This is a genomic window from Mucilaginibacter sp. R-33, assembly GCF_049949235.1.
GTDB lineage: Bacteria > Bacteroidota > Bacteroidia > Sphingobacteriales > Sphingobacteriaceae > Mucilaginibacter.
On sequence record NZ_CP188089.1, the window covers coordinates 4,336,243 to 4,358,191 of the forward strand.

Consider the following 21,949-nt stretch of genomic DNA (forward strand, 5'->3'; position numbering starts at 1 on the left):
TAATGGATTATATCGGGATACTTAATTGACGGATCAATCAGCTCCGGCATCAGCCATTTTTTTTGTTGTTTTTTTAACCGATTCTTTAACCGCTTTACCGGCAGGGGCTTCAAACGCTTTCGATACAATATATAACTGCTGAGCGGCATGCTGTTTAGCAAAGCCGGTAGCAGTACTGCTGCCTTCTATCCTCGAAATAACGCTCAGGTTAATCACCTTATCATTATGGAACTTGCGGCAAATGTATGGCCATGCGCCCATGTTTTCAGGCTCTTCCTGTACCCAGATAAACTCTGCCTTTTCATATTTGGCTTTGATCTTCAAAATTTGCGTAACCGGAGTTGGGTAAAGCTGCTCTACACGTACAATAGCCACATCCTTACGATTATCGGCCTGTTGTTTGTCCAACAGATCATAATAAACTTTACCTGTACACAGCAATACGCGTTTTACCTTTTTAGGGTCAACATAAGTATCGTCTATCAACTCGTGGAACTTGCCGTTTGTAAAATCTTCAATCGGCGATACACATTTAGGACTACGCAGCAAGCTTTTTGGTGTAAAGATGATCAAAGGCTTGCGGAAATCGCGGTGCATTTGACGCCTTAAAATATGGAAGAAGTTAGCAGGGGTTGTACAGTTAGCAATTTGAATATTATCATCGGCACACAGTTCTAAAAAGCGTTCAACACGCGCAGATGAGTGCTCAGGGCCCTGGCCTTCATAACCGTGAGGCAACAGCATAACCAAACCGTTACCACGCTGCCATTTAGTTTCGGCGCTGGCGATGTACTGATCAACAATGATCTGGGCACCGTTAAAGAAATCACCAAACTGGGCTTCCCAAATGGTTAAAGCAGTTGGGTTTGCAAGTGCATAGCCGTATTCAAAACCTAAAACACCATACTCAGATAATAAAGAGTTGTAAATGCTCAGTTTAGCTTCGGGGTTAATGGATGCAAGCGGTGTAAATTCGTCTTCCGAATCAACCAGCGTCAATACCGCATGGCGATGCGAGAAAGTACCACGTTTTACGTCTTCACCACTTAACCTGATCGGGTAACCTTCTTTTAGCAGAGTCCCGTAAGCAAGCAGTTCGCCCATAGCCCAGTCAAACACCTTGGTTTTGTTCACCATAGCGCTGCGGTCTTCAAAAAGCTTTTCAATTTTCTTGAAGAACTCTTTATTTGGTGGTAACACAGTGATCTTATTACCAATCTCTAATATGGTTTCTTCGGCCACTGAAGTATCAATAGCTTTTACCAGTTCTTTATGGCTTGCCAGGTGCAATCCGCTCCAGGCCCCCTCAAACATGGCAATCGTATCAGTAAACCTTTCTTCTGATTTTACTTCGTCCAGTTTTTGCTGTAACTCATCTTTGAAGGCTTTTTCAATAGATTTTAAGAATTCAGCATCTATGCTGCCTTCATCTATCAGTTTCTGATTGTAAATCTTTAACGGATTAGGATGCGCGTCGATAGCTTTGTATAACAGCGGCTGGGTGAATTTAGGCTCATCAGCTTCGTTATGGCCATAACGGCGATAGCAAAGGATGTCGATAAATACGTCCTCATTAAATACCTGCCTGTATTCCATAGCCAGGTTTACTACATAAGCCAAAGCTTCAACATCATCACCGTTTACGTGGAAAACCGGCGAAAGCACAGTTTTGGCAACATCGGTACAATAAGTACTTGAACGGGCGTCTTTATAGTTGGTGGTAAAACCTATCTGGTTGTTGATAACCAGGTGAATGGTGCCCCCTGTGCGGTAACCATCCAGTTTTTCCATTTGTAAAACTTCATATACTATACCCTGTCCGGCAATTGAAGCATCGCCATGGATCAGGATCGGAGCGATCTTTGAATGATCGCCGCCATATTTAAAGTCGATTTTTGAACGGGTGATCCCTTCTACAACCGGGTCAACAGCTTCCAGGTGCGATGGGTTGGGACAAAGGCTCAGGTGAACTTTTTTACCGCTTTTGGTATGCACATCGGTTGAAAAACCTAAGTGGTATTTCACGTCGCCACCAAAAGGTGATTCAGAATCGTAGTTTTTACCTTCAAACTCAGAGAACACCTCTTTATAGGTTTTCTCCATGATATTGGTCAATACGTTCAAACGCCCGCGGTGCGCCATACCGATGATAAACTCCTCGATACCCAGATCAGCGCCTTTTTTAATTACAGAATCCATTGAAGGGATCAGCGCCTCGGCACCTTCCAGTGAAAAACGTTTTTGACCAAGGAATTTGGTACCTAAAAAGTTTTCAAATGTTACGGCTTCATTCAGCTTATTAAGCATCTCCTTCTTTTCATCGAGGGTGAAAGAAGGGGTATTGCGATGGCCCTCCATCCGCTCTTCAAACCATTTTATTTTAATGGGATTGCGGATGTATTTATATTCCGTACCTATTGACCGGCAGTAAGTATCCTCAAGTAACTGACGGATATCGCGCAGTTTGGCGGCACCTAAACCAACTTCAACACCGGCATTAAAAACGGTATCAAGATCAGCTTCGCTCAAACCAAAAGTTTCAAGCTCCTTGCCTGGGTAATAATGGCGGCGTTCGCGAACGGGGTTTGTTTTTGCAAACAAATGCCCGCGTGAGCGGTAACCATCTATCATGTTTAATACGTTAATTTCCTTCAAGAAATGTTCAGGAGTAGCTTGACCAACTGCAGCAGGTGCAATTGCCCCGGCAGCATCGGTATCTTTACCAAAATCAAATCCTTCAAAGAATTTTTGCCATCCAAAATCAACCGATTCCGGCTCCTGTTTGTACTGTTCGTATAGGGAAGATATGTAGGCAGCGTTTCCGCTATTTATATAATTGAGACGATCCATGTGAAACTGATCTTTAAAACGGTACAAAAGTAATGATATACCGCTATATACTTCATAATTAATTGTAAAGAAATTTAGCCTTTGTTAAGCTTATTTTATCCTTAAATGGGAAAATACGGAGTTTTGAGGCAAAAGAACAACAGTTATTTAAATAGATGGTTTATAGAAATAATAATTAGATAAGATTTAGGTATCGCTTCGGCTCATGGTCCGGTTATACTGCGCAAGGCATTATCCATCGGCTGACGGACGATATCGCTACTATCAAAACGCCAAAACGTCGAATTTCAATTACACCCCAACCAAATCCCCGGCTTCATCAATGGATGATGGCTGCCAGGTATTCACAAAGTCAGTTTTGGCTTCAAGCTCTTTGGGCAGCTTGGTAACTATAACGTATTTGCTTTCCTTAGCATCGTTAACACCGGCAATAAAGGCCCAGTTACCCCAATTGCTGGCCGGCGAATAATCAATAAGCTTTTCTTCAAAATAAGCAGCACCCTGTACCCAGTCGGCTTTAAGGGTATTTACCAAATAGCCCGCTACTATCTGCCGGTTTTGATTACTGATATAGCCTGTAGCATTAAGTTCATGCATTGCTGCATCAATTAGGGGCACTCCTGTTTCGCCGTTTTTCCATTTTTGGAGCAACAGGTCGGCGTCCGGTGCAAGATCGGCGCCCTGAGCTTCGTTTTTAGCTTTGATAAATTTTTGGCCATGTTTTTTAAACATAAACCTGAAGTAATCGCGCCAAAGCAATTCAAGCTTTAACAGGTTACCATTATTGCCATATTTCTGAACTTCCCAGTAAACCTGCCTCGGCGAGATACATCCTATCGAGATCCAGGGAGAAAGTTTTGAAGAGCAATCAGAGCCGTTACGCCCATTTTTTTGTTTCAGCAGCTGGTCTGCATTGGCAAAACACTTATGCATTTGTACCAAAGCCGCTGTTTCGCCCCCCTGAAAATATTCGGTAGCGCGCATATCGTCAACAGGCTCGTTTAAACCTAATTGTTGCAAGGTTGGCAATTCGCCGGCATCGGCAATTTCCGGAACGCTGATATGATCGGGTTTGGGTACGCATGGGCGAACATTACTGTCACGTTCCACCTTCTTTTTAAAAACCGCGAAACTATCCGGGATATCCTTAATCGGGAAAGGAAGATCTTCCTTATGATACATGGTATGACCGATGAAATGCTTAAGATTAAGCCTCATTTTCCATAGCGCAGTTTCAACCTGCTCGGAGATATTGGTTTCCTCGTAGGCCACCTCACGGTGATGATAAACTTCATTTACCTGGTATTCTTCGGCAAGTTGGGGAATAACTTCTGCCGGATTACCTATTCTGATGATGAGTTCGGCACCGAAGCCTTGTAAATTTTTGCGGAGATCAGCAACGGCCTCTAAAAGGAACCTCGCCCGGAAATTTCCGGTTTTTGAGGCACCGGTTTCATTATGCTGAAAATAATAAGGATCGAAACAATAAACCGGCAGTACTTTATCAGCCTTGCGCACGGCTTCTAACAAAATTTCGTTATCATTTATGCGCAAGTCATTTCTAAACCAAACCAGAATAGTTCTATCACTCATAGTTAAACAGGGGTTAACTGAATAATAATAATGCAGTATGCAAATTTGCAATTTATTTGTGCTTCATGCACATGTTACCGCAAGATTATGACACCACCCAAACATTCAATTATTTTATTAAACTAAATAAAATGCTTTTAGCTATATAAAATAATTACACCTACAGCGGGATCAGCGTGTAAATATACGTAAATACAGACAATTAAGTTATATACCTGCCCGGGCGGCTATCCCCCGTCAACCGTTAAAGATCAGTAGCTTTACTGATCGGCTTTGATTTTCGCCCTGATCACCGAATCTTTTTGGGCAGGGCTAAGCTTATAATTAAACCGGAAAAGTGCCCCCTCAAAATCACCATATGAAGGATTGGGAATAACAATATACCTTTTGCCAAATTCCGCTTGCAGCTTTTGTGTAGTAGCCGTCCTGCTTTCTTCGGCCGGGTGATTATCATACAACAGGTCAAAATCGGGCAGGTTATCGCCGCAAAGCAGCAGGATGTTATGTGTTTTTAAAACGTTAAGACGGCGCGTTTCCTTGCTGGATGAAGTAGTTTTCAACTGCAGGTGTTCGTCATCCGCATTAGGCAATCCATACAACTGCAGATTTTTTAACGTACTTGCCCGCTCATTTTCATTACGGTTGGTGATGTAAAATATCGTGATCCCTTTTGATGCAGCGTATTTAAAAAAGGCAGGTGCGCCCGGCACGGTATCAGCAAGAGCTTTGTCGGTCCATTGTTTCCAGGTGGCATCGCTGTAATCTAAGTTCTGCAAGGCGCGGTGAGCATCATAGGGGCTATTGTCCAGCACGGTTTCGTCAATATCGGTAACAATGGCCAGCGGTTTATCCCCAGGGTTCTTAATCCCTTCATCAACCCTGAGTTTAGCTACGTTATAGGCCTGAAAGCATAATGCTTTGTACTCCGCCGCCCGCTGCTGCCATAATGAAGCCCAGATCTTACCATCGTTGGTAATGCTGGAATTAGGATTGGCCGTTTTTTTAACAGATGAGCAGGCGCTGAATAACAACAGGCCTGAAAATAGATAGCTATAGCTTTTTTTCATATGGGTTGATTAAAAAGGCTGACATGCTGAGTGTTTAAATCCGGGGCCTCTGAAGGTTAGATGACAAAGAGGGCCTGTCAGTCTGAGCCTGTCGAAGACTCGTGCGCAGAGGCCTGCCCGCCATACTTCGACGGGCTCAGTATGACACCCCTTTTTTAAGTTGTCATGGTAACTTGTTTCAGCACACCACTTGCTAGGTATACTTCATGCGGCTTGTCCTGTGGGGTCCCGAAACAAGTTCGGGATGACGCCCTTTTTTAACATATCATGAGCAACTTATCTTAGCAACTCACACATCCATCTGGACTTAGCAAGTGGGATCCCGAAATAAATTCGGGATAACCACAGTATACCTTATAACAGCTCCGGCTTTATTTTATCCTTAAACTCCTTGGCAAATTTATTGAGTTTTGGCTGGATAACAAACGCGCAGTACGACTTATTAGGATTATCGTTGAAATAATTCTGGTGGTAATCTTCGGCGCTGTAAAATGTACTTGCCGGGGTGATTTCGGTTACGATAGGATCGTCAAAAACCTGCTCATCTGTAAGCGTTTTGATCATCGCTTCTGAAGCTTGCTTTTGTTCATCTGTATAATAAAATATAGCCGAGCGGTATTGTGTGCCCACGTCATTGCCCTGGCGGTTAAGCGTTGTTGGGTTATGGGTTTTAAAGAAAACCAATAACAATTCATCAAACGAGATCACGTCCGCATCATACTCCAGATGAATCACTTCGGCATGACCGGTAGCGCCTGTACAAACCTGCTCATAGGTTGGGTTTAAAACCTTGCCGCCCATATAACCCGAGGTTACTGATGTTACACCTTTAAGCGATTGAAAAACGGCTTCGGTGCACCAAAAGCAACCGTTGCCAAAAGTTATTTTTTGAATGTTCATATGTCCTGTTTTATCAAAAGTAATGCCTGTTTAAATAGTTAGCTATGAGGCGGATTTGAATATGTCAATTAAATTACTAAACTTAGTGTTTAACCTTATATTAAACCTATTAATTATGAAAATTGCAGTATTAATTGCCCGCGTTTTGCTGGGCCTGGTCTTCGTGGTGTTTGGTTTAAACTTCTTTTTCCAGTTTCTGCATATGGCCCAACCGCCCATGAGCGATAAGGCACAGGCATTTAGCGGCGGGTTATTTGGTTCAGGTTATTTTTTTCAATACATGAAGGTAATTGAAATAACCAGCGGCCTGTTTTTAATTATTAACCGGTATACGGCACTGTTTGTGTTATTGCTGCTGCCTATTGCACTTAATATATTCCTGTTCCATGCCATTTTGGCACCGGCCGGTTTGCCAATTGGACTGGCAGTTATCGTTTTAGAGGTATTTTTGCTGTTTGCCTATCGTAAATATTACGCGAGTATTTTTACGGCCACACCAACGGTGTAAATACCTGCCTTATGAACAAATGCGCCTTAGTTATTACTATCCTTACGCTTTCATTCAATCATGCATTTGCTCAGGATGAACTGAAAACATACGAAGCAAAAGCAACCGGGAGAGACACAAAAACATATCACATAATTTCGATCGATGGTAAAAATCAAACGGTGAAGATCGTTCCTGACTATGCAAACCACGTGCTTAAAATGATTTGCCTCAAGGATATTATTACAATAGATGATTTTTGGGGAGAACCTCCTGACATTAGGTTATTGAATAAAAACTTCATTGCGATTAACTATGCAGTAAGAGGCGGATCGGGGGTTGGGTTAGGAAATACACTGATCATCTGCGTGGATGGCCAACATCTATACAAGGCCATGCATGTTTTAAGATATCTTACCGGAGAATCCGGCGAACAACAGGAAGAGTATCGCATTAAATTGCGTTTGGTTGGCAACAGTGTTAACAACTGCAAATTAAAAGTCAGTGTACATGATTTTGTTGATTCAAAACCTCGCCCTAAAGAAAACTATGCCTATGACAATAACACAGTTTTAGCCTTCGACACGCAGCAAAATGTCTTTTACAGCGTTAAGCAAGACATATACGATCACTTTATCACCGCAAAAAACAAGACCAAACAAAAAATTGCAGGTAATTTCCCTATGATCATTTTGGGTAAGGAAACTTATTACTTTATAAATGGCAGATGGTATACGGGTGGCCTTAGCAAAGACATGTTTGAGTTTCAATAATCACATGATCTTCTTTTGCCACGGCGGCCAGAGGCGCCCCGATAGTTGCCACTCGCCGGAGGTGAGCGGCGGCGATTAGAGGCTTACACCATCTCCCGCTCAAAAATTTCCTGCACCACGGCTATCTGCTCTGTATAAATAGATTTTTTCCGGGTGCCAAAGTACAAGGTGTTCTCAATTAAATTACATCCTTCCCAAAGCAATTTGATGTTGCCGCTATCGCGCTCCTTTTTTGAAAGAAAGTCGGGGATCACGGCTATCCCCTTGCCATTGCTGAGACAGCGGATAATGGAGCCCATGTTTGGCACAATGAAATTGGGTTTAAAATCGGGCCTTTTACCAAAGTTGATATGCCAGAAGCGCCGCAGGTGTTCCATATCGCCAGATGAGCCGTACCAGGTTTGGGCTTTAAGCCAGGCCTGGATCCGGTTAAGGTCTTTAGTTTTCAATAGTTCGTTAAACTCGTCGGTTGGTGTTTGGGCCCCGGCCAGCACCACTATCCGTTCTTTAAAAAACGGTTTATACTCAAGACCTTTATAATCGCCCTTATGAGGCGTAACAATCATATCGAGGATGCCATTGTCCAGGTCGGCCAGCATTTCGGGGTATTCGCCAAATTTAATGATCACATTAAAAGGCAATGTGGGCAGGTAGGATTCAAGCGTAAACTGAAAAGTTTCAAAGCACATCCCTATACTTATGGTTGGTATATCTTTTTCGGTGCTTTTATGAAAATGCCGCTCGGCATCTTCCAGCTTGCTGATTGCCTCCAGGATATAGTTGTATAAGATCTTACCCCGCTCTGTGGATACCATTTTACGCGAAGTACGGTCGAACAATTTGTAGCCCACATAGCTTTCCAATGAGCTCAAATGCAGGCTCACGCCCGGCTGCGAAATAAACAGCGCTTCGGCAGCCCCGGTTAGCGACCCGGTTTCATAGATCGCCTTAAACGTACGGAACCATTCAAAATTCACCATAGCTTATCTATTATAATTATGATACAAATGTATAAATTATACTATTTTAATAATTAATTAAGCCGGTGTAATTTTGATGAAAATTAAAACAGAAAATAAATGACAAACATATTTGTAATAAACGGAGGGCAGATCTTCGGTCACTCCGGCGGAAGATTTAACAAAACTTTATTGGATACTACCGTGCAGTATTTTACCGCTCATCCTGATTTTGAAGTTCGTTCAACCGACGTAAATAACGCTTACGATCCGATGCAGGAAGCCGAAAACTATAAATGGGCCGATGTGATCATTTACCACACTCCGGTTTGGTGGTTCCAGGTACCGCATGCCTTTAAAAAATATATCGACGAAGTTTTTACCGCCGGGTATCAAAACGGCATTTACCGCAGCGATGGCCGCACCGCCGAAAACCCCGGTATTAATTACGGCACAGGTGGCTTAATGCAGGGCAAAAAATACATGCTCACTACATCGTGGAATGCCCCTATTACAGCTTTCACCCTACCCGGCGAATTTTTTAATGAACGCAGTGTTGACGAAGGTCCGCTGTTTGGCTTTCACCGCATGAACGCCTTTACCGGCATGCAGGCTTTAGAAAGTATCCACTTTTATGACGTAATGAAAAACGCTAATATTGAGGAGAACCTGCAACGCTACCACGAACATTTAAACAAACTATTTACTCAAAACAACCCAAGCCATGAAAATTTACTTAACAGCCTTAGTGAAGTGTAAGGCCGGCACCACTGCCCAAATGAAAGATTTTTTGGATAAGCTGGTAGCAGCATCCCGCCAGGAAGAAGCCTGTTTGCAATACGAGCTATACCAGTCAACAACTGACGAAACCCAGTTTATTTTTCACGAAACCTGGGCCAGCCAGGAAGGGCTTGATCAGCATGTTAAGCAGGAGCATTTCCAACTGTTCAGTAAGCAGATTGTTGATATTATAGATGGGCCGCTTGGGATATATAAAACCGATAAGGTTCATTAAAATTGATAGTTAACAAAACGCCCCCGGTTTCTACCGGGGGCGTTTTGTTATTTACCGCAGGTTTTATTGCAATCGCCCGAGGCTTTGCATGATTTGCTGCAGTTATCTAAACACGTTGGCCTGGTGCATGACTTTGCGCATTTGGTGCAATGGTTCATTTTGTTATTGCAGCAAGGCGTATTAGCAAACGAAATATTAAATATGGTAAACAGCATCACAGTGGTGATGAAAAGAAACTTTTTCATGATTTTTAATTTGAATTTTTAATAAAAAGATACACTATTGAAAACAGGCAGATGTGTTTTTATCAAGCTTTCGGAGGGTTCCAGCAGGTGTTTGCGTAATCGGATAAATTGCCTGCGAGGTAAAGCAAAGGAGCATTGCTACTAATAATAACGGCAACAGGTCCGGCCTTGACAGGTTCAACTTTTAAAAAGCAGCAATTATTACATGATAGCAAAGTCACGCACGTGCCACCGTCACATCCTTTTTGACCGCCATGCTGTTTCTGCGGCATATGATCCATATGACGACAGCACTCTTTCGACATGTTATTCACAGGCGCCGCTTTCCCCGGTATTACGGAAATGAGCACCATAAAAATTAACATGATAAAGGCGATTGCTTTCATTGAATCTTGAAACGGAATGTTAGAGAAAATAGTATTAAACACTAAGAAGCTGTTTAAAAATTATATAAAAGCCGTCATTGCGAGGCACGAATCGATCCCCAAGAGGCAGATCCGCTAAGCAAATCCGCCCTGTATAGTCGGGGATTGCTTCGTACCTCGCAATGACGTGGCGGATATAGTAGTCTCATTTAATCATTCTTAAACAGCATCTAAGATGTAGTTTGATATTTTACACATAATTTAGCATAAAGCGATCCCCCCGGTTAATTTATACTATTCCTTTGCTTTTAGCCTATTATTTATAATTTAGTGTCCAAAATACATTTAATCTCAAACGATATTATGTCATCAATAAAAACCCACCGCGCCGGGGCTTATAAGTTTGCATGCATCCTTGCCGTCCTGACGCTGGCCGCGTTAAAACCTTTTGCCCAAAACCGGCAGAAACTTGATTTTGATAAAAGCTGGCGCTTTAACCTCGGCGCTGTTGAAAACGGCGAAAAAACAACGCTGAACGACAGCAAATGGCGCGTGCTCAATTTGCCGCATGACTGGAGTATTGAAGGTAAATTTTCAAAAGATAACCCGGCCACACCTGAAGGCGGCGCCCTGCCCGGCGGCATTGGCTGGTACCGTAAAACTTTTACTGTTCCTGCTTCATCAAAAGGCAAATTGGTTTATATTGATTTTGATGGCGTATATCAAAAAAGTGATGTGTGGATCAACGGCCATCACCTTGGTTTCCGGCCAAACGGGTATATCTCTTTCAGGTATGAACTTACTCCTTACTTAAATTTCGGCGGTAATAACGTTATCGCTGTTAAAGTTGATAACTCGGTGCAGCCAAATTCGCGCTGGTACTCAGGTTCGGGCATTTACCGCCATGTGTGGTTGGTTACTACCAACAAAACCGCTATCGATCATTGGGGTACTTATGTAACTACGAGCGATATCAGCGATGCGTCTGCCAAAGTAAATGTACAGGTACAACTGCATAATGACCAGTCATCGCCGCAGGTGCTTATCAGCACCAAACTTTATGACGCGGCCGGTAAACAGGTAGCCGCCGCGGGCGAAGCTACATCGGCAGCGCAAAATAAAAATGAGCCTTTAACGATAACCAATACCCTTACGGTAAAAAACCCGGTGCTTTGGTCGGTAGAGAACCCGTACTTATATAAAGCCGTTACCCAGCTTATTGAAGGCAAAAAAGTAGTTGATGAATATACCACCACCGTAGGGATCCGCTATTTTAATTTTGATGCCGATAAAGGTTTCAGCCTGAACGGGAAGCCGATGAAGATTTTAGGTGTTTGTAATCACCATGACCTTGGCAGCCTTGGCGCAGCTATTAACAACCGTGCATTGGAGCGTCAGTTGCAGATGCTCAAAGCGATGGGCTGTAATGGCATCCGCACCTCGCACAACCCTCCGGCTCCCGAACTGCTCGACCTTTGCGATAAAATGGGTTTTATTGTGATGGATGAGGCCTTTGATTGCTGGGAATGGAAAAAGGCTACTTACGATTATCATCTGTACTTTAAAGAATGGCATAAACGCGACCTGGAAGACCAAATCAAACGCGACCGCAACCACCCAAGCATCATGATCTGGAGTATCGGCAACGAAATCCCGCAACAGGCAGATACCAGCGCCTTACGCATTGCGCCTGAGTTGGCGGCTATTGTTCACAGCCTCGATAAAACCCGCCCGCTCACTACGGCTAATGACCGTCCGGATAGCACCAACAAAATTATAAAATCGGGTGCTATTGATTTGGTTGGTTATAACTATCACCAGTTTGATTACGCTAAGTTTCATGACCGTTACCCGGGTAAAAAGTTTATTGCTACTGAAACTACTTCGGGTTTGGAAACGCGTGGTTATTATGAAATGCCTTCGGATAGCATCAGGGTTTGGCCGCCAAGCTATGATAAACCTTTTGTAAGGGAAGGCAACAATGTTTCGGCATATGACAACACCCGACCACCATGGGGATCAACACATGAAATGACCTGGAAGGTGATGAAAAAGTACGACTTCCTTTCGGGCATGTTCATCTGGACGGGCTTTGACTATCTGGGCGAACCAACTCCATATTCATGGCCATCGCGCAGCTCATACTTCGGGATTATTGACCTGGCCGGCTTCCCTAAAGATGTATATTATATGTACCAAAGCGAGTGGACCAATAAAAATGTGCTCCATATTTTCCCGCACTGGAACTGGCAGCCCGGTAAAATGATCGACATCTGGGCATACTATAACAATGCCGATGAGGTTGAACTTTACCTGAACGGTAAATCATTGGGCATCCAAAAGAAAACCGGCGACGACCTGCATGTGATGTGGCGTGTAAAATACCAGCCCGGCACGCTGAAAGCTATATCACGCAAAAACGGCAAAACCGTGTTAACCCGCGAGATCCATACCGCCGGGGCTCCTGCAAAAATCGAACTGACTGCCGACCGTTCGCAGATCAAAGCCGATGGTCAGGACCTGTCATTTATCACCGTAAAAATATTGGATAAAGACGGCAACGTTGTACCTGATGCTGATAACAAGGTAAACTTTAAGATTGCCGGCGAGGGCTCCATTGCCAGCGTTGACAACGGCGATCCGGTTAGCCATGATCCGTTTAAAGCTGATTACCGAAAAGCATTTCATGGCCTTGCGCTGGCCATAGTACAGGCCAAAGAAAAAGCCGGCACGATCACTTTAACCGCCTCGGCTGATGGATTGAAAAGTGCTACACTGGTACTGAAAAGTAAATAACATCACCCCCGGCCCTCTCCTTTGGAGAGGGAGTTTGAAGCAAAAACCCGTCTCCCGTTGACGGGTTTTTGCTTTTTACATACCATAATCTCTGCCGATATTTACGCTTAATGACACTCTCATTACCAATCACAAGCCCCCGCGTAAAAATGTATCATTGTTCCCCACTTCTGTATAAATCAGCCTGTGTTTGCCCTATTAATTTTGTGCTATCATTTAAAAACAACAAAAATGGCAAAGACAATTTTCATTACCGGCGCATCACGTGGCTTCGGTAAATTATGGGCCGAGGCATTACTGCAAAGAGGCGATAAAGTAGTAGCAACCGCTCGTAACCTGAGCGCATTGGATGACCTGGTAAATAAATATGGCGACAATATTTTACCGCTGCAACTGGATGTTAATGACCGCGAGGCAGATTTTGAGGCCATCAGCAAAGCAAAAGAACACTTCGGCAGTATTGATGTGCTGATCAACAATGCAGGTTACGGTTTATTCGGCAGCGTTGAAGAAACTACCGAGCAGGAAGCCCGCGAGCAGATGGAAACCAATTTTTTTGGCTTACTATGGTTATCACAGGCAGTGTTACCTGTAATGCGCGAGCAAGGCTACGGCCATATTATCCAGCTTTCGAGCGTGCTTGGCCTCGTTACTTTACCTGTGCTGGGCTTATATAACGCCTCTAAATTTGCGGTAGAAGGTTTAAGTGAAACCCTGGCCGCCGAAGTAAAAGGCTTTGGAATAAACGTTTCGCTGATTGAACCTAACGGCTTTGCAACTGATTGGGCCGGTGCTTCTGCCGCGCAAACCGTGGCAATGCCGGAATATGACGCGGTAAGGGCAGCTTTCCAGGCTGGTTTAAATGACACCGATATTTTCGGTGTACCGGAAGCTACTACAGATGCTGTGCTGAAACTGATTGACACCGAAAACCCTCCGTTGCGGTTATTCCTAGGTAAACACGCGTATCCATGGGTTAAACAAACTTATGAAGGCCGTGCTGCCGAGTGGGATAGCTGGAACGAGGTAGCTGCCGCTGCGCACGGTAAATAATATTATAGTTCCTGTTAATAATCAGACCATAGCTTTGGGCTTTAAGCGTTCTGCTTTCGGCTTCTATATAAATGGTATTATTTGATATAATCTACGCCGCAATTCGGCGTAGATTTGTTTAACTTTATTCATCATGCAGCATTTTAAAAGTTTGGCCGATATGCACCGCTCCAACGGTTTCCCGATGCCGGAGAACCCGCTATTCAGCTTGTACAGGTGTACCCACACCTGTGGGTTTGGCGAAAGAGAGTTTACATCTGATTTTTACATGATCGGGTTTAAAAAACTTAAGGCAGGCCAGATCATGTATGGCCGCACAAAATATGATCATGATAATGGCAGCATGATGTTCATCAAACCCCGGCAGGTGATCCAGTTTAACAGTGTGGAGTACGATGAGGATGCGTTTATCATGTTCATCCACGAGGATTTTCTGAACGGCCACTTTCTGCATAACGAAATCAGCAAATATGCTTTTTTTGATTATGAAGCCAACGAAGCGCTGCACCTTTCGCCATCGGAAGAGCAGATCATGTGGGACCTTTATTACAAGATAGAAGCCGAATATCACAATAACACCGATGAATATAGCCGCGATATTATACTTACGCATATCGATTCTATCCTGAAATACTCGCAACGGTTTTACAAACGCCAGTTTATTAACCGTACAGAGCTTTCGGGTAAAACAGTATCAAAGTTTAATGAAGTATTAGCAGCTTATTTTACCAACGGCTTATTGCTAACCCAGGGACTGCCCTCTGTTAACGCGCTGGCCTCACAACTTAATTTATCACCTCGTTACCTAAGTGATATGCTTAAGCAGGAAACAGGAAAAACTGCTATTGAACTGATCCATATTTACCTTATAAACGAGGCAAAAAACCGTCTTAAAAGTGATTACCAAAGTGTTTCTGAAATAGCATACGAACTTGGCTTTGAGAACCTTCCATATTTTTCACGGCTGTTTAAAAAAGAAACAGGTATCAGCCCTAACCAGTTTAAAAAACAGTTACTTAACTAACGGCCGGATACGCTTATTGTATGCTGACCAGAGGCTAAATCATGCGTCACGAAAGATTTGTTTTTTAGTTTATTGCTAAACTATGTTAATTGCGCATTTAGCAGCGAAGTTCTGATCAGGTTTAGGGTTTTCTTTTCTGATGCTGAATCTTTTTCAGCAGACAAAACCGTATAGGTAATAACCGCAATCGTTTTTTCAGGCTTTATCAATCGCCAGGTGATAAGCATAATCATTGCACCATTATCTTCCGATTCTTTATAAGCAGGTCCTGCCAAAATTGTTCCATGCACGGTGGTTGCATAAGGCAAACCGGCAATCAAAAGTTTTAAATTTTCGTCTTCATTAATTCCTTCCGGAGGAATTGCCTCCATAATATTAAAACGAAGGCTACTTTTCGATTTCGGATCAAAGCAAGCTTCCTGATCCTCTCCTTCAGATTCATACTGCCAATGCGCAGGAAGGGCAATAATCAAGTTTTTATATTGATGTGTTATGAGTGGTATTTGCTTCTTTCTGAATAAATTAAACATAGCAGAAACTATTTGTTCAAATTCAAGTTTACTAAAATAGCAATTTTAAATTCTGTAGAAAATCTGTAGATATAAAGTTGTATTAAGTTTCTGTTAACAAGCCTTTCGGAATAAAACGATTTTGTAATTTTGGCTACAATCGTTTTCTTATGAAACTAAAACTCATCGCCGGCATTGTTCTTTTATGTGCGGCTTTACAATCATTCGCTCAAACTCCGGGAAAAATTGAACAAACAGGGCAGGTATTATTGCCCAACGGCTGGAAGCTTAGTCCCGCGGGCAGGTCTTTACCGCTTGGCGATCTGCCGCTGAATATGCAGCTTTCCGTATCGGGTAAATTATTAGCTGTTACCAACAACGGCCAAAGCACCCAGTCGGTACAGCTCATCGACCCTAAAAATGAAAAACTGCTTGATGAGGTAGTGGTTAAAAAATCATGGTACGGACTTGCTTTCAGTCGTGATGAAAAAAAACTATATGCATCGGGTGGTAATGACAACTGGATCCTGGTATTCAACATCGCCGGTAGCAAATTGGGCACCCCGGATACCATCAAATTAGCACCGAATGCCTGGCCCAAAAATAAGGTTTGCCCTACCGGCATGGTAGCTAACAAAAGTAACAGCCGCCTGTATTCGGTGACAAAGGAAGACAGCACCCTTTATATTATCGATCCTGATAAAAAAGACATTCTGAAACAGGTAAAACTGCCGGCCGAGGCCTACAGCTGCATTTTATCGCCCGATGAAAAAACGCTGTACATCTCTTTATGGGGTGGTGATATGCTTGGTTTTTACAACATAGCTACGCAAACGCTCAGCACCATTAAAACCAGCAGCCATCCTAACGAACTGCTTTTAGATAAGAAAGGGAAATTCCTGTATGTGGCCGATGCGAACGATAATGCGGTATCTGTAATAAACACTTCAACTCATAAAATAATAGAAACTATTTCTACCGCGCTTTATCCTACCCGCCTCACCGGTTCAACCAGCAACGGCCTGGCCTTATCGCCAAACGGAAAAACGCTTTATATAGCCAACGCGGATAATAATTGCCTTGCTTTATTTGATGTTACTATGCCGGGCAGTAGCAAAAGCAAGGGCTTTATCCCGGTAGGCTGGTACCCAACCAACGTAAAAGTATTGGGCAATAAAATCCTGGTATCAAACGGCAAAGGGTTTTCATCAATGGCCAATCCTAAAGGGCCGCAGCCGGTTAAAAAAACCGATAACAGCGGTTACAAGCAAGGGGCCATCAACAGCCGGGAGCAATACATAGGTGGCCTGTTTAAAGGTACGCTGTCATTTATCAACAGCCCGTCTGATGCCGAACTGAAAACTTACACCAAACAAGTTTACGCCAATACACCGTTTACAGCTAAAGTTGAAAAAACAGCCAAGGGAGAAGAAGGCAATCCCATTCCGCGGCGCCTGGGCGAAAAGTCGCCTATTAAATATGTGTTCTATATTATTAAAGAAAACCGCACTTACGACCAGGTTTTAGGCGATATGCCGCAAGGGAACGGCGATACTTCGTTGTGCATCTTCGGTAAAAAAGTAACGCCTAACCATCACGCTATTGCCAATGAATTTGTACTGCTTGATAACTTTTACGTTGATGCCGAAGTAAGCGCCGACGGCCACAACTGGAGCATGGCTGCCTATGCTACTGATTTTGTAGAAAAAACATGGCCAACCAGCTACGGAAGCCGTGGTGGTAATTATGATTTTGAAGGTACCCGCAAAGCCGCCTATCCGCGCGATGGCTTTATATGGGATTATTGCAAACGCGCCGGTGTAACCTATCGTACTTACGGCGAGTTTGTGAGCGATGGTAATCCCGGTAAAGCAAACTTAAAATCGCTTGAAGGGCATTTTTGTATCAAGTCGCCCGGCTTTGACCTGAATGTGAAAGATGTAAAACGTACAGAAATCTGGGCCCATGACTTTGATTCCTTACTCACTATAAACGCGGTGCCGCATTTTAACACCGTGCGTATTTCAAATGACCATACCAGCGGGCAGCGTAAAGGCGCTATATCACCTATTGCCGCCGTGGCCGATAATGATCTCGCCATAGGCCAGTTCATTGAACATTTATCCCACAGTTCGATCTGGAAAGAGTCGGTTGTTTTTATTTTGGAGGATGACGCCCAAAACGGCCCCGACCATATTGATGCCCACCGCTCGCCGGTGTTTGTGGCCGGTCCGTATGTAAAACGTAACGCTGTGATCCACGGCATGTATTCAACCTCGGGTGTTTTGCGTACCATCGAGCTTATTTTAGGCTTGCCTCCAATGAGCCAGTATGATGCAGCCGCTATGCCGCTGTATGATTGTTTCACCAGCAAGCCCAACCTTACGCCATATACCGCCAAGCCGGCACAGGTTGATTTGGAACAGCGGAATATAGCTGTAAACGAGAGCAGCAAACGTTCGGAACTGTTTAATTTTGCCAAGGAAGACGCCGCCCCCGATATCGACCTGAATGAAGTGGTTTGGAAATACGTAAAAGGCGAAGCATCCGTTATGCCAGCACCAAAAAGGAGCGCTTTTGTAATTTTAGAACCTAAAAAAGAACAGGATGATGATTGATTTGTTAACTTCGTTGAACCGGAAGTTGTCCAATTAACGAATTCTTAATACATTGGTTTAAGGCCCGGTTTATGATTTATAAAGCCGGGCTTTTACATTAATTATACACCTATGATCACTCATTTAGAAAACGACCACATTAAAGTAGCTATCGACACCAAAGGCGCTCAACTGATTTCATTTATCAATAAAGCCACAGGTATTGAACATATGTGGCAGGCCGATGAAAAAATATGGCCATGGCATGCCCCCAATCTTTTCCCGGTAGTAGGCGGCCTTATTAATAATGAACTTTTGGTTGATGGTGAAAAGTATGCCATGTCGCGCCATGGTTTTGCAAGGCAGTCGGAATTTTTCTTATTGGAGTCGGATGAGACATCGGCAAGCTATTCGTTACCAAATTGCGAAAATACCTTAAAGGTTTATCCTTTTAAATTTGATTTCCAGATCCTGTATCACCTTATTGATAACGCGCTTAGGATTACCTATAAAGTGATCAACCTCGATAAAAAATCAATCTATTTTTCTGTCGGCGGGCACCCGGCATTTAATGTACCCTTTAACAAAGGCGAAAACTATGAGGACTATTACTTGGGGTTTGAAACTGAAGAACATTTTAACACTCACCTTTTATCAAAAGATGGCTTTTTTAACGGCATAACCCATCCTGTGCCAACTCCCAACAAAAAACTTTATTTAACCCGCGACCTGTTTAAGGATGACGCGCTTGTTTTTAAAGATTTAAAATCGCGCATGGTAACTATTAAAAGCGATAAACATGATCAAACCTTAGCGCTTGAATTTCCTCATTTTAATTATCTTGGTTTATGGGCCAAACCGGGGGCTGATTTTGTTTGCATAGAACCATGGCTGGGCTGCGCCGATACCGAAGGCAACCACGTTGACATTAAGGATAAAGAAGCTATCCAAAAATTAAGCGTGGGACATGTTTTTGAATCAGCCTATTTTGTTTGCTTATAAACATTTGGGTTACAATAATTTTATACTTCGGTAAAACATTTTTCGCATTTTTTCTCTTTCATAGAAAGAATCACTTAAATATTAAAACTATGAAAACTAAAGTTTATTTATTAGCCCTCACCATGCTGCTGTCATTTACAGCATTAAGCACCTTTGCTGCTGATAGCCACGCGCTTACCCCACTAAGCAAGGAAGAAATAGCAACCATGACGACCGAGCAAAAACAAGCCCGTGTTGAGGAGATCAAGGCCCGCGTAAATGAGATCAAAGCGATGGATAAATCGGAGCTTACCAAAGCCGAACGTAAGGAATTGCGTACCGAATTAAAATCAATGAAAAAAGAAGCCAATGCCCTTGGCGGCGGCGGCATTTACCTTTCAGTAGGTGCTATTATCATCATCATTTTGGTATTGATCCTGATATTATAATTTGAATCATCTTGTATAAAAAACGCCTCCGACGAAATCGGGGGCGTTTTTTGTTGGGATATTCCATGAATATTATGTTTCCTCAGAGTCTCTCGGAGAGGACCCTGAGGTACCCGGCAGATTACCTTGCAAGCAGTCTTATTAAGATGTAACATTTAGACTAAAATTTACGATAAGATAATATAATTATCAACATCAGGGTCCTCTATGAGAGACCCTGATGGGACGAAAAAGTAGAATGCTATTTCTGCAAACAATTTCTCCCTCCGGGAAGACTTTTACGATTTAATAAACATATATTAATTGCTTATGGACGGGTGCACCAGAGGTGCAAAAGGTTTGTAGCATGAAAAATAGAAGTATCCTTTGCCCCAGAGGGGCAAAACAACACGCCTTGCCGATTAAACGACAAACAATTTTGTGGATTAACTTAAATCTCTGAAAGCCCCGGATGGGACAGAAAATAAAAAAGCCCCCGGATATTTCCAGAGGCCTTCAACATATCTTAATTGATTATTTATTATTTTTTGCTGCTATCAGCTTTAGGAGCTGCCGGTGTAGCAGACGGCGTTAATGCCGGAGTTGATGAAGGAAGCGCGTTGCTTGGTTTTGAAGCTTTTTCAATTTGCTCACGCAGCGCAGGATTGTCTGCATTGTTTGATGAGCCGCCTTTTACAGCAACGTTAATAGCCAATGACAAAACCATAAGGGTAATAGCTAACGCCCAGGTACCTTTTTCTAAAAAGTCGCCGGTTTTTTGTACACCCATTAATTGTGATGAGCTTGAAAAATTTGATGCCAAACCACCGCCTTTAGGGTTTTGGATAAGTACGATAAGCCCTAACAGAGCGCATACAATTACGGTAACAATGATTAAAACGATATACATTTCTTTATATTAATTAGTTTTCTTCTCTAACTCCTCAATTTGGCTTGCAAAGTAACGGCTTTTTTCCGGGAATTTCAACATCAATTTTTTGTAAGTTGCAATAGCTTTGTGATATAACATCTGGTCGATGTAAATTTGGGCTAATGTTTCACTTACCAGGTCATTTCTGTCTTCCGAGCTCTTCTTCGCTTTGTTCTCATTATCGAGCTTATCAATTGATGGCGGCCTGATCTGGGGCTCCTCCTTAATAAATTTCTCAATAATGATATCTTCTTTTCTTTTTATCTCCGGCACATCGGGCTGAGGGGTTTTCTCCAGCTCTTCCAGGGATTGCGAATGGAAGATATTTTCATAATACTGATGCTGTAATGCATCAGTAGTTTGGCTATCAGATGCTACAGGTTTTTTTGGCTGTGCAACCGTTTCAATATTATAAGGCTGATAAGTTGATGCATATTCCTTACGGGTTTTATCTAACCACCACATAAAGGTATAAGGCATTTTCTCGTCGTTGTACTTTGATAAAACCTCCTGCTGTTCAGTAGCTTCAATTCCTGCCGGCTGCGGAGCCGACTCCTGAGACATGGCTTTATCTTCACTCCTTGTGTCAACAACCGAGTTATCAAACAAAAAATAATCTGTTGACGCAATATTACCGATTATCCATTTTTCAGTTACATCGTCCCTTACTTCTTTAGCTTCGTCAACGGCAACCGGCGGCTCATCGGCCACCTCTGTTTTATCGTTTATCGCTGCATCTGTATTAATATCGGCAGCAACAGGTTCATTCACGTTAGCCCGGCCTATACTTATATTCTCGATCCCAACAATTTCATCGTAAACCTCATCATCTATATCATGGGTAGATGAAATTGATTCCCCGTTGGGCTTAATTGCAGCTGCTCCCGGATCAGCAACTTCCGTTACCGGTTCCGCATCCGCAATTTCAGGCTCATGATCATTGGTATTGATAAAATTGAAGCTGCTCTTATCCTGATCTGTGTCTTCGATTAAATCTTCGGAGATAGGCGGCAGTGTATCAGCTTGATCATCAACAGCGGGACCGATATTAAAATAGTTTTCGGAGGCTGGCGCATTATTTACCGGGGCCACATCAAGCAGGTTAATTATCTGTGATGAATTTACCGGAGAAAGGCCTTCGGGCTCCTGAATTAATTTATGCAGTAAAACGGGTTTGTAATAAACGGCCGCGCGTTGGACATCTTTATTGGTGCCGGCATGGGCAAGCAAAGCACGCAAAATACCGCTTTGCGGGTAGGCATCAACCAGTTGCTGCAAGTTATAACCATAAAAAGAACCTGTTTCGGCCGGGTTGGCCAACAGTTCATCTAATATTTCGTATTGCCTGCTGTTCAAATATTGATCCACGTGGTTGA

19 protein-coding genes are annotated in these 21,949 nt (G+C 43.0%); 10 read left to right on the top strand and 9 right to left on the bottom strand.

Features of this window, described 5'->3' with window-relative positions; translation table 11 throughout:
• Window positions 1-33: 33 nt before the first annotated feature.
• The 4 genes from ACP26M_RS17845 to msrA all read right to left on the bottom strand — a co-directional run bounded on the left by ACP26M_RS17845 (window position 34) and on the right by msrA (window position 6,410).
• On the bottom strand, window positions 34-2,850 hold the full coding sequence (locus tag ACP26M_RS17845) for a 2-oxoglutarate dehydrogenase E1 component (RefSeq protein ID WP_426581974.1): 2,817 nt from the start codon (window positions 2,848-2,850) through the stop codon (window positions 34-36).
• A 291-nt stretch (window positions 2,851-3,141) separates the two neighbouring features.
• Window positions 3,142-4,443 (bottom strand): DASH family cryptochrome, encoded by a 1,302-nt coding sequence (locus ACP26M_RS17850; protein ID WP_426581976.1) that lies wholly within the window; start codon window positions 4,441-4,443, stop codon window positions 3,142-3,144.
• 260 nt (window positions 4,444-4,703) lie between these two features.
• Window positions 4,704-5,510, bottom strand: a complete 807-nt coding sequence (locus tag ACP26M_RS17855) for a 5'-nucleotidase, lipoprotein e(P4) family (protein ID WP_426581978.1) — start codon at window positions 5,508-5,510, stop codon at window positions 4,704-4,706.
• A 354-nt stretch (window positions 5,511-5,864) separates the two neighbouring features.
• The gene (msrA, locus tag ACP26M_RS17860; protein WP_091174672.1) at window positions 5,865-6,410 is read right to left on the bottom strand and encodes a peptide-methionine (S)-S-oxide reductase MsrA; all 546 of its coding nucleotides are present in this window, start codon (window positions 6,408-6,410) and stop codon (window positions 5,865-5,867) included.
• A gap of 115 nt (window positions 6,411-6,525) precedes the next feature.
• Here msrA and ACP26M_RS17865 point away from each other — a divergent pair, with 115 nt between their 5' ends.
• Together ACP26M_RS17865 and ACP26M_RS17870 are read left to right on the top strand one after the other, a co-directional pair.
• Window positions 6,526-6,918: a DoxX family membrane protein gene (locus ACP26M_RS17865; protein WP_175490114.1), complete on the top strand. Its 393-nt coding sequence runs from the start codon at window positions 6,526-6,528 to the stop codon at window positions 6,916-6,918.
• 11 nt (window positions 6,919-6,929) lie between these two features.
• Window positions 6,930-7,670, top strand: a complete 741-nt coding sequence (locus tag ACP26M_RS17870) for a hypothetical protein (protein ID WP_090534384.1) — start codon at window positions 6,930-6,932, stop codon at window positions 7,668-7,670.
• A gap of 83 nt (window positions 7,671-7,753) precedes the next feature.
• On the opposite strand, the gene ACP26M_RS17875 is transcribed toward ACP26M_RS17870, so the two are convergent.
• Window positions 7,754-8,650, bottom strand: a complete 897-nt coding sequence (locus ACP26M_RS17875) for a LysR family transcriptional regulator (protein WP_426581982.1) — start codon at window positions 8,648-8,650, stop codon at window positions 7,754-7,756.
• A gap of 99 nt (window positions 8,651-8,749) precedes the next feature.
• Between ACP26M_RS17875 and ACP26M_RS17880 the strand changes: the two genes are divergently transcribed.
• Window positions 8,750-9,388, top strand: a complete 639-nt coding sequence (locus ACP26M_RS17880; RefSeq protein WP_426581984.1) for an NAD(P)H-dependent oxidoreductase — start codon at window positions 8,750-8,752, stop codon at window positions 9,386-9,388.
• Window positions 9,354-9,644 carry a putative quinol monooxygenase gene (locus ACP26M_RS17885; protein WP_090534378.1) on the top strand — a complete coding sequence of 97 codons (291 nt, stop codon included), beginning with the start codon at window positions 9,354-9,356 and terminating at the stop codon, window positions 9,642-9,644. Before ACP26M_RS17880 ends, ACP26M_RS17885 begins: the two co-directional genes overlap by 35 nt.
• A gap of 47 nt (window positions 9,645-9,691) precedes the next feature.
• Here ACP26M_RS17885 and ACP26M_RS17890 read toward each other — a convergent pair whose 3' ends face one another.
• A complete protein-coding gene (locus ACP26M_RS17890; protein WP_139160070.1) occupies window positions 9,692-9,889 on the bottom strand; it encodes a hypothetical protein in 198 nt (65 codons plus the stop codon).
• 728 nt (window positions 9,890-10,617) lie between these two features.
• On the opposite strand from ACP26M_RS17890, the gene galB reads away from it, so the two are divergent.
• The 3 genes from galB (at window position 10,618) to ACP26M_RS17905 (ending at window position 15,127) form a co-directional block, all read left to right on the top strand.
• Complete coding sequence (galB, locus tag ACP26M_RS17895; RefSeq protein ID WP_090534372.1) at window positions 10,618-13,050, top strand: beta-galactosidase GalB; 2,433 nt, start codon at window positions 10,618-10,620, stop codon at window positions 13,048-13,050.
• A gap of 231 nt (window positions 13,051-13,281) precedes the next feature.
• Window positions 13,282-14,103: an SDR family NAD(P)-dependent oxidoreductase gene (locus ACP26M_RS17900; RefSeq protein WP_176627837.1), complete on the top strand. Its 822-nt coding sequence runs from the start codon at window positions 13,282-13,284 to the stop codon at window positions 14,101-14,103.
• A 133-nt stretch (window positions 14,104-14,236) separates the two neighbouring features.
• Window positions 14,237-15,127 (top strand): helix-turn-helix domain-containing protein, encoded by an 891-nt coding sequence (locus ACP26M_RS17905; protein WP_090534368.1) that lies wholly within the window; start codon window positions 14,237-14,239, stop codon window positions 15,125-15,127.
• A gap of 80 nt (window positions 15,128-15,207) precedes the next feature.
• Here ACP26M_RS17905 and ACP26M_RS17910 read toward each other — a convergent pair whose 3' ends face one another.
• Complete coding sequence (locus ACP26M_RS17910; RefSeq protein WP_090534366.1) at window positions 15,208-15,657, bottom strand: hypothetical protein; 450 nt, start codon at window positions 15,655-15,657, stop codon at window positions 15,208-15,210.
• A gap of 149 nt (window positions 15,658-15,806) precedes the next feature.
• Between ACP26M_RS17910 and ACP26M_RS17915 the strand changes: the two genes are divergently transcribed.
• The 3 genes from ACP26M_RS17915 (at window position 15,807) to ACP26M_RS17925 (ending at window position 19,663) form a co-directional block, all read left to right on the top strand.
• Window positions 15,807-18,254: a bifunctional YncE family protein/alkaline phosphatase family protein gene (locus ACP26M_RS17915; protein ID WP_426581988.1), complete on the top strand. Its 2,448-nt coding sequence runs from the start codon at window positions 15,807-15,809 to the stop codon at window positions 18,252-18,254.
• Between the two features lie 111 nt (window positions 18,255-18,365).
• The gene (locus ACP26M_RS17920) at window positions 18,366-19,235 is read left to right on the top strand and encodes an aldose 1-epimerase family protein (RefSeq protein WP_426581990.1); all 870 of its coding nucleotides are present in this window, start codon (window positions 18,366-18,368) and stop codon (window positions 19,233-19,235) included.
• An 89-nt stretch (window positions 19,236-19,324) separates the two neighbouring features.
• Window positions 19,325-19,663 carry a hypothetical protein gene (locus ACP26M_RS17925; protein ID WP_321557037.1) on the top strand — a complete coding sequence of 113 codons (339 nt, stop codon included), beginning with the start codon at window positions 19,325-19,327 and terminating at the stop codon, window positions 19,661-19,663.
• A 520-nt stretch (window positions 19,664-20,183) separates the two neighbouring features.
• On the opposite strand, the gene secG is transcribed toward ACP26M_RS17925, so the two are convergent.
• Entirely contained in the window at window positions 20,184-20,552 is a 369-nt protein-coding gene (gene secG, locus ACP26M_RS17930) for a preprotein translocase subunit SecG (RefSeq protein ID WP_090534360.1), read from the bottom strand.
• Between the two features lie 9 nt (window positions 20,553-20,561).
• The gene (locus ACP26M_RS17935; RefSeq protein WP_426581993.1) at window positions 20,562-21,941 is read right to left on the bottom strand and encodes a hypothetical protein; all 1,380 of its coding nucleotides are present in this window, start codon (window positions 21,939-21,941) and stop codon (window positions 20,562-20,564) included.
• Between the last annotated feature and the right edge of the window lie 8 nt (window positions 21,942-21,949).